We start from the raw sequence: 9261 nt of genomic DNA, 5'->3' as shown, positions 1-9261 counted from the left end.
TCGCGTGAACGACCCGGTCCAGAGCGCCCGGCGCGTCGGACGTTTCCTGCAATGTTGCCGCGACACCATCGCAAGCGTCCTGAACCAGCACGGATAACGCCTCGACCCGGCGGAGGGTGGACGCGCCTGCAAGGCCGATTTCGGCGGCCAGGGTCTTCCAGTCCTCGGCATGCAGCTCTGCCGCCGCGAACTTTCCTGCGATACTCTGTGGCAGGCTCTGGTCCACCTGAGGATAGATCGCGGCGCACATCAGATCGTAGAGGGGGGCGAGTTTCGCCGATCCGCCGGCGCCGATCAGAATCGAATAGTTCTTGGCGTGCGAATCCGAGTTGCAGATCAAGACGTTGAATATGACGGCATCGAGGAGCGCCGTACGCTCGGCCGGCGAGACGAACTCTTCGACCGCGCCGAACAGCATCTGCAGCGAGAGGCCGCCGCCCGCTGCGGCGGAGCGCTGATATTTCTGCGCGGGCAAGCGACCGGTCAGTTGGCACAGGTCCTCCTGATGCAATCTGCGGATATTCCCCTCCCCGTCCGTGAAGCGGTCGTAGCGCCTGACGAGCAGATAGCGCCGGCTGCCTGCCTTGCCCGTCGACGCTTCCGCTGCCTCCAGTCCGCAGGCGCGGGCGAGGCTGAGGCAGAAAGCCTCGTTCTCGACGCTTCCCCACAAGCGCTTCGTGTCCGGCTTGAGGATATGCGTGGATGGCGTCCCGTCGACCGGTATAGCGATGCCGCCGGCATCATCGACGAAAACCGGAAGTTTCTCCTGCACGCCCGCAAGGGACATGGAAACGCCGCGTTCGCCCGCGAGGAACGGTCTTGTGGGAAGCTCATTCAGGATGCGTTCCAGAGCGGCATCATCGGGAACGGGATGCAGGTGAATCCCGGTTTTCCTCGGCCGGCCGATCGACAGGGCGCCGGCGGTGTCGCGCCCGATATGGGTAAGCAGGCCGAGAATGTCCTGCGGCGACACCTTGAGCTGCAGGCCGATTTCGGCAAGGTGGGTCTCGGGAAGCAGGTTTGCAAGCCACGGAAGCAGCCGTTCATGGCTTATCGCGCCGGATCCGAGCGGCATGGTCAGCGAGATCGGGAAGGCTGCCCGGAGGCTTTCCCAGGACGGGTCATATTCAAAACGCCATCCGTTTTCCGTGATCAGCCGTCCTACCGGCAGATGTTCGTAGAAGAATAACGTCATCGCCGGTCACCGAAGGTCGGCAGGAAGCCGAGTTCCGTTTCTTCCCCCGGCTGAGAGCGGTCCTTCAAGTCGCCCAGCTCAAGGCCGACCGTGCGGGCGACGATCAGCGCCTTTTCGAGCTGGCAGTTCGGCTTGCCGGCCTCCAGTTCCACGATGAACCGCTCGCCAGTGCCGGCGCGACGCGCAAGCTCGGTTTGCGTCCAGCCGCATGCTTTCCGTCTAGCCCTGACGAGCGTGCCGAAATCCCGTGCCGACCTGATCATGTCATCTCCCGCTGCTGTATAAAGCCGGCTCGCCTCAATCGCGATCGGCGAGCATGCGTGGAAGGAGGAAGCGGCGCGTCGCCAAACTTTCCGGTACGGCTTCCTGCCGCCTCGGCTTACCGTACAGGAAGTTTCATGAACATCAAAGACAAACTTACCGAGAGGGAAGCCGCGGCACAAAAAGGCTATATCTTCCCGATCGGGATTTTTCTGATGGCGAGCGATATCGCAAAGTCTCTTTCGATCGACCCGGAAGCCGGATCAGCCGGCTGTACCGCCATCGAGGATCTCACGCTTGCCGACATGGTTGGCGGGGCCGACAAGCCCTTCCCGCTCCATGCGCTCGACCAGCGAGGCGGCACGGTTGTAGCCGATCGACAGGCGACGCTGGATATAGGATGTCGAACACTTCTTGTCGCGCTGGACAATCTTGACGGCCTTGGCGAAAAGTTCGTCGGCATCGTCGCCGTCGGTCGCCATTTCGGTCGCATCGAAAACGGCGCCATCTTCTTCGCTATCTTCCTCCTCCTCATCGACGACAACGCTGCCGAGATAGGTGGGAGACCCTTGCGTCTTCAGGTGGTCGACGACCTTTTCGACCTCGTAGTCGGAGACGAAGGGGCCGTGAACGCGGGCAATCCGCCCGCCGCCCTTCATGTGCAGCATGTCCCCCTGCCCCAGCAGGTATTCCGCGCCCTGCTCGCCGAGAATCGTGCGGCTGTCGATCTTGGACGTGACCTGGAAGGAAATGCGGGTCGGGAAATTGGCCTTGATCGTGCCGGTGATGACGTCGACCGAAGGACGCTGCGTTGCCATGATCAGGTGAATGCCGGCCGCGCGCGCCATCTGCGCCAGACGCTGGATCGTGCCCTCGATCTCCTTGCCGGCGACCATCATCAGGTCCGCCATCTCGTCGACGATGACGACGATGTAGGGCAGCGCCGAAAGATCGAGTTCCTGGTCCTCGAAGATCTGATCGCCGGTGGTGCGGTCGAAGCCGGTGGGCACCGATACCATGATGGTCTCACCCGACGCGCGCGCTTCCGCTACGCGCTTGTTGAAGCCGTCGATATTGCGAACGCCGAGCCGCGACATCTTGCGGTACCGATCTTCCATCTCGCGCACCGCCCATTTCAGCGCCAGAACCGCCTTCTTCGGGTCGGTCACCACCGGCGTCAGAAGATGCGGAATGCCGTCATAGACCGAGAGTTCCAGCATTTTCGGGTCGACCATGATCAGCCGGCATTCTTCGGGACGGAGATGGTAGAGCAGCGACAGGATCATGGTGTTGATCGCCACCGACTTTCCCGATCCCGTTGTTCCGGCGACGAGAAGATGCGGCATCTTTGCGAGTTCGGCGACCACCGGTTCGCCGCCGATATTCTTGCCGAGGCACAGCGGCAGGCGGAAATCCGTTGTCATGTAGAGGCGGCTTTCGAAGAGCTCCCTCAGATAGACGGTCTCGCGTTCTTCATTCGGAAGCTCGATGCCGATCACATTGCGGCCGGGAATGACCGCGACGCGCGCCGAAAGCGCGGACATCGATCGGGCGATGTCATCCGACAGGTTGATCACCCGCGAGGATTTGACGCCCGGCGCGGGCTCGAATTCGTACATCGTGACCACGGGACCCGGACGGACATCGATGATCTCGCCCTTGACGCCGAAATCCTCCAGGATGCTCTCCAGCAGGCCCGCGCTCTGCTCCAGCGCCTCCTGGCTGAACTCGTTGGCCTCGTCCGCGCGCGGTGTTTGCAGCAATTCGATCGAAGGGAAGACGAAGTCAGTGACTTCATGCCGTGCCAGAACATTGAGGGGACCGCCGGCACGCTCTTTCCGTTCCGGTTCGGCGTCGAAATCGTCCTCTTCGACATATGCGGCGATGCTTTCCGTCGGCCCATGCGCGAGCGCATCGGCGGATGAAACGTCCGGAGCGTCTTCCTCGAGGTCCGACGGCATTGACGGTTCATCCGACGCTGCCTTTTCGCCAGACCGCGTCGGGCTGTACAGGAGAACCTGCCGGTAGAGCGAGACCGGCGATGGCCCCTCCCCGATGCTTTCTTCCTGCTCGTCGAGGATGGTTTCCACGGCATCCGAGGTCGCCGTCCATGCCGGGTTCGCCAGGTCGGCCTGCGCCGCTTCGGCGTTACGGTCGGCGGGTTCGGCGTTCGCGCTTTCTTGACGCGGCTCCGCCTCGACAGGTGGTTCCGCCTGTGTCCGCCCTTCCGCCGGGCGGGCTTCCATACCGCCAAGCGCCATCATCTCGAACGCCAGCCCGTCCGGGAGATAGGAGAAGCAATCGCGTTGCGCGCGCGCTGTCGCGCTCAACGCTTCGGGCGCCGCATCATCGGCGGCGCTTGCATGGTCGGTCTCGTCGGATAGAGCCGTATCGATATCGGCGTCCCCCGAAAGATACCAGGGGATCGAAGGGACCCAGTCTTCCACGGCTTCTGTGGTATCGACGGGTTCCTCTTCGGTCAGCACTTGTTCATCCTTCGCGTTCAAGGCCTGTTTGCCGGATGGGGCGACGCGCGCCGCAGTCAGTTCTTCGGCGATCCGCTCCTGAAGCACGGTCGCCGGCGAAGGGAGATGCGGTCCGAAAACCGCCTCTTCCGTTTCTGTGGCGGCCGGCATCGCCGGCTCGGGATGTTTCTTGTGCGGGGTGCGTGTGAAGCGAACATTCGGACCCAGCACGAAGGGACGCTGCCAGGTCGGAAGGCGCTCCGGGTCGAGAATGGCGGCTTCCGGATTGCGTCGCGCGGCCTCGCCGGTCTGGTCGGCTTGTGCCTCGGCGTTGTCCGTTTTTGTCAAATCTGCGTGTTTCGATTGCAGGCTGGGATAACGCGAAATAGGCATGCTGATGAAGACCAATCTGAGAGCTGTCACACGGCCAATGTGATAGGAAAAAAACCTTAACCACTCGTTTCGCCCGCGCGAGATCGCACGATCTGTGCGTGGGCGCGCCGCTGATTATGGAGATCTCCCCCTGCCCTCACCGTCGGGTGTCTCCCGCAAGCGCGGTCCGGTCAACCTGATTGGGCCATGTGGCTGAGAAATCGCGAATGCTCATCCATCGCGCTGAAGCCGGTGGCACCTCGCCGGCCATCGCCGGCCGCACGGTCTTCTCCTGCATTCATTAACCCGGCGGAATCTGAAAAGCCATCTATAAATTGTAATATAAAATAAATACCCGTTATAAGAGTATAAGAAATCGTAAGAAACCAGGTGGCTTCGAGCGCGAGGCCTTCGCCAGGACGGCATCGTTAAGCGGGGTCTTATTCTGGGCCTCCAAAATTTGAAATATTTCAGGTGTTCGGTGAAAAGCAACGTTCATCCGGAAATTTCCAGTCTGTTTTGGAGAGCTGCAACTCTTTCAACTATTTCGATCATGGAGGGCGTGCGGTTCTCGGCGTAAGGCTAATCGCTCTTTATCAAGGGGAGTGAACCCTGACGATCGGTGCCCGCCTGTACCGGAATATCGGTACTATTCAGCCCCCCCAAAAAAACAAGGGGGATTTTCTGGATGAATTTCATATCCACACGGCGTGCTTCGAGTTGCACAAGGGGCTGCGGGTGAGTCTCCGGCGATAATCACTCTGCCTGAAAGTCCCGACGATGAGATGATGTTGGAACCAGTCCTGTAAAAGAGCTTCAGTTTTAGCTTTGTGATATCGGCCGCCTGCCCCTTATTCCCGTTGCCCGGAGGCATGCAATGATCGTCCCTGACCGAGGCGCGCCACATCATATTAAATCGGCAGTGCTTCTCACCGATCATTGTTGCCTGTGATCCATCGCGGTTCTCTGCATGACGGCGAGGCTATGCCATATAGGCTTTCGGATGCTCCCCTGCCCGGGACATCCTCCCTCGATGCCGGCGCGGAGAGTTTTCAATTGAAAACATCCCTGCCGCATCTCGCCGCGTCAACTCTCTCTCGCCATGAAAAGGAAGGCAGCAAGCTCGAGGACGGTTTGCTCGCGTGGACGGAAAAAGAGCAGCGGAGGGTGGCTGCATTGCCGACATGTCAGTTTCACGGCTCCCGCCATCGCCTTGTCCCGAAGAACCTCCGCATGAGGGTAACCCAACGGCAGACGAGGGCGGGAAGGTCGTGAACGGCGAATAGGGAAGACCTGGGGTGCGAGGCGACTGTAGGGACCGGCCGCGGCTTTCTGATGGACTTTCAGCGTCCCCGCAATGAATCTCGGGAGCCAGGGCGGCTGCCGGGCGACGGTCGGATGAAGGGCGTGTTCCGACGCTCAGATCCAAGCCGTGCGTGCCGACTGAACGGTTGGACGTCGCGAAGCCTGCATTGCCGAGGGCTATCGCGCACGCCATGGCTCTATTTCGGTGGGTCTGGATCCGAAATGACCTTGCTCTGAACTGCGAACATCGATCGACCTCCCTCTGGGGCGGCAATAAATGCATAGGGCAGGCCGCGCGAGGGCCCTAGATATCGAAGTCTGTGGGGCATCATCTGGCACGTGGCCCTGGCCATGGCGCTGCCTATAGCGTCGACGCCTTCGTCGGATTCGCAACCTCGGTCCCGGGACGGCTCTCGTGCCTCTATAGCCGATCGGCTCGTTCCTTTTCGATGTCGCAGCCGGCGGATCGCCCGTCCCGCTCAAATAAGGAGGCGAGCGCCCAAGGCCAGATCTTCAAAGCGCATGCCTTCGGACATTCCCGCGTCGCCGGCGATATCCGGCTGCGCACGACCAAGACCGGGAATCCGCGGATCAATGGGCAGATTGAGCGCCACGCCGTCAAGGCCGCCACAGTCAAGCGCTTCTGCCATGTGAACCGCGAAGAGACCCGGCAACACCTTTGCGGCTTCGCTGCAGCGCGCAGCTTTGGCCGCTGGCCCAAGACCCACGAGAGCCTCACGCGCCACGGGTTCGTCTAGGACGCGCGGCCATCAAAGCCGCATCGCTTCGACGTCACGTTGCGCCATATGAGGCGCAGGTGACGCATTCCAGTCCGGGGAGGCGATCGCCGGCGGAGCAACAAGGCGTTCGCTGGTCCGCTGCAGCAGGGATGAAGTTCTCGAAGCATAGGACCGAGAAACATGCCCGGCCCGAGCTAACGCCATTTGCGGCGCTCTTTCGTTCCGTCATAAACAGGGGCAACCGGCAGGCGTCGGCGTCCCCAGATGTTTTCAATTGGAAACTTTCTCTGCGATCATTTATGCTAGGGCGCATCGGTTGTCAGCGCGGGGGCGCCCGTTTCCGGCTTCCGGCACTTATGGTGTCTCGCGCCCGATAGCCCCGAAAGCCAGTCGCCTTGGTCACGCAGGGGTCGCCTCAATTCGGCGAAGGCTTCGGTCCGCCTCTGCCGGACCTTTGGTGCATGGGGGGCTGCGTGTTCCCGTTAACCATTCATTAACGAAAAACCCCTTGCAGAATCGGTGCGAGTCATGCAGCGTTGACGCAAATAAGATGAATTCGGATAGGAAACCGTCAGATGAGCGAAACGGCCGCATATAACGCGATCGGCGACACAGCGGCAAAGATCGAGGATTATACGGATCGGCTGTCCGCCGAACTGCAGGCGATGCGTCACCGCATCTATCCGCCGGAAGCGCGCAAGCAGTTCACGCGCACCTTCTCGACCCTCGATCTCGTCAAGCTGCTCAATGTGCCCGAAAGCACCTTGAGGGCAATGACCATCGATGGCAAGGGCCCGCAGCCTTCGCGTGCGGATAATAACCGGCGCATCTACGAGGTCGGGCAGCTCCTCGAACTCCGTCAGTTTCTGGCAGACCGCCGTCCGGACGATGCGCTGAGGCTATGGCCGCGCCGCAGGGATGGGGAAAAGCTGCAGGTCGTCGCCACCGCGAATTTCAAGGGCGGCAGTTCCAAGACCACGACCTCAATCCACCTGTCACATTATCTGGCGCTGCAGGGTTACCGTGTGCTCTGCATCGACCTCGATCCGCAGGCATCGATGACCTCGATCTTCGGGCTTCAGCCGGAATTCGATGTCGGCGAGAACGAAACCGTCTATGCGGCGCTGCGCTATGACAATGAGCGCCGGTCGCTCGCCGATGTCATCCGCGAGAGCTATTTTCCCGGCATCGATCTCATCCCGGGCAATCTGGAACTGATGGATTTCGAGTTCGATACGCCGGCCTATCTCGCCCAGCGCGAACGTGATGAACTCGGCCTGTTCTTCGAACGTCTGAAGAATGCGATTGCCTCGGTCGAGAACGACTATGATTTCGTCGTGCTTGATACGCCGCCATCGCTCGGCTATGCGACGCTTGCCGCGCTTTATGCGGCGACCGGCCTGATCGTCACGGTTCATCCGGCGATGCTTGACGTCGCGTCGTGCAACCAGTTCCTGATCATGATTTCGGATCTTGCGGATACGCTTGCCCAGTTCGGCGCCCGTTTCGACCATGATTTCCTGAAGTTCCTGATGACCCGGGTCAATCCCAATGATGGCCCGCAGAAGTACATGTCGGGCGTGATGCGTCGGCTCTTCGAGGATGATGTCCTGGTTTACGAGGCGATCGAATCGACGGCGATCGCCGGCGCCGGCGTCGCCAAGAAGTCGCTCTACGAGCTGGAAAGCGGCGAAGTCGGGCGCGAGGCGCTGAAACGCGCGATCGAAAGCGCCGACAATGTGAATGGCGAGATTCTCGCCCTTCTGCAGAACGTATGGGGCAGGGCGCCATGAAAAAGAACATTCTGAAAATGATGGCCGAGGCCAATGACGCGGAAAACAACCCGCAGTCGCCGCCCGTTTCGCCGCTTTCGCGGTCCAGGCGCGGCTCGTCCGTGGTCAGCAATGTCGGCAAGGCGCTCAACACGTTGTCGGAATCGAGTAGCATCGTGCTGGATCCGTCAAAGATCGACGCATCGCCCTATCAGGATCGTTTCGAAAGCGATAGCGAGGTCGGCGAGGAGATCGAAAGCCTTGCCGCCTCGATCCGGGCGGAAGGGCAGAAAATGCCCGTTCTGGTCCGCCCCCATCCGAAAGAGGAGGGGCGCTACCAGCTTGCCTATGGCCACCGCCGCCTTGCCGCCATTCGCCTGCTTGCCGCTGAAAGCAAGACGCCGTCCGAGGTGACGATCCGGGCCTTCGTCCGCCCGCTGGACGACCGCGAACTCCTGGTCGAGCAGTCGCTGGAAAACGGCGTGCGCGAGAACCTCACCTGGATTGAACAGGCGCTCTGGGCGGCGCAATTGCGCGCGGCCGGGTTTTCGAGCGTGGCGATCGAGCCTGTGCTCGGCCTTTCCAAGACGCCGATTTCGCTGATGCTGAAAGTGGCCAACGCGGTCCCGAACGATATCATTTTCGCAATCGGCCGGGCCAAGGGCGTCGGCCGGCCGAAATGGATGACGCTTGCGGAAGCCTGTTTGAAAGACGGAGAGGAAGCGGCAGCGCGCATTCGCCCAATTCTTGAAACCAATGCATTCAAGTCCGCCGACGCCGCGCGTCGCATTGATCTTGCCGTGAAGGCCGCGCGGGGTGGCGAGGACAAGCGTCCTGAAAAATCCGTACGCGAATTGGTCGCGAACGGAAGGACCGTTGGCCGCATTGCGACCGGGGGAGGCGGCACGACGATTTCGATCGTCGGGCAGGAAGCCGGCTTCGCCGAATGGCTTGCAGAGCGCATGGACGCGCTTGCGGAGGAATATTTTTCATCAACCACCGGCGCGAATCGCAAAGACTAGGAAAGCGACGCCCGGCGGCCAGTCACTGAAACAGCAAAAGGAGAGAAACAGACAAAAGAAAAGGCCCCCAAACGACAAGCGTCCGGAAGCCGATAAGTTCTTAGCACCTACTGATTCGCATTTCCGGCC

General features: G+C 60.9%; 5 protein-coding genes and 1 pseudogene. 2 read left to right on the top strand and 4 right to left on the bottom strand.

All coding sequences use genetic code 11. From position 1 onward, the window contains the following. The 4 genes and pseudogenes from AC5DC2_RS13965 to AC5DC2_RS13950 all read right to left on the bottom strand — a co-directional run. On the bottom strand, positions 1-1195 hold a 1195-nt coding region (locus tag AC5DC2_RS13965), incomplete at its 3' end, for a type II toxin-antitoxin system HipA family toxin (RefSeq protein WP_491698907.1). Continuing rightward, positions 1192-1458, bottom strand: coding sequence for a helix-turn-helix transcriptional regulator (locus AC5DC2_RS13960; protein ID WP_024706914.1), 267 nt, complete (start codon positions 1456-1458; stop codon positions 1192-1194). The genes AC5DC2_RS13960 and AC5DC2_RS13965, both read right to left, overlap by 4 nt. A gap of 261 nt (positions 1459-1719) precedes the next feature. Continuing rightward, a pseudogene (locus tag AC5DC2_RS13955) lies at positions 1720-4329 on the bottom strand (DNA translocase FtsK). A gap of 1748 nt (positions 4330-6077) precedes the next feature. Further along, positions 6078-6248: a hypothetical protein gene (locus AC5DC2_RS13950; protein WP_491698906.1), complete on the bottom strand. Its 171-nt coding sequence runs from the start codon at positions 6246-6248 to the stop codon at positions 6078-6080. 665 nt (positions 6249-6913) lie between these two features. Between AC5DC2_RS13950 and repA the strand changes: the two genes are divergently transcribed. Next, positions 6914-8131 (top strand): plasmid partitioning protein RepA, encoded by a 1218-nt coding sequence (gene repA, locus AC5DC2_RS13945; protein ID WP_491698905.1) that lies wholly within the window; start codon positions 6914-6916, stop codon positions 8129-8131. Continuing rightward, entirely contained in the window at positions 8128-9132 is a 1005-nt protein-coding gene (gene repB / locus AC5DC2_RS13940) for a plasmid partitioning protein RepB (RefSeq protein ID WP_061449942.1), read from the top strand. The genes repA and repB overlap by 4 nt, the downstream gene beginning before the upstream one ends. The last annotated feature ends 129 nt before the right edge of the window (positions 9133-9261 follow it).

The organism is Martelella sp. (genome assembly GCF_984369615.1).
Note: the sequence above shows the minus strand (reverse complement) of the source record. Positions and strands in the feature narration are given on the sequence as shown.

What these genes read in the sequence shown, in the direction of transcription:
- repB (WP_061449942.1), top strand. Translation starts at nt 8,128, where the DNA reads ATGAAAAAGAACATTCTGAAAATGATGGCCGAGGCCAATGACGCGGAA.
- AC5DC2_RS13960 (WP_024706914.1), bottom strand. Translation starts at nt 1,458, where the DNA reads ATGATCAGGTCGGCACGGGATTTCGGCACGCTCGTCAGGGCTAGACGG.
- AC5DC2_RS13950 (WP_491698906.1), bottom strand. Translation starts at nt 6,248, where the DNA reads ATGGCAGAAGCGCTTGACTGTGGCGGCCTTGACGGCGTGGCGCTCAAT.
- repA (WP_491698905.1), top strand. Translation starts at nt 6,914, where the DNA reads ATGAGCGAAACGGCCGCATATAACGCGATCGGCGACACAGCGGCAAAG.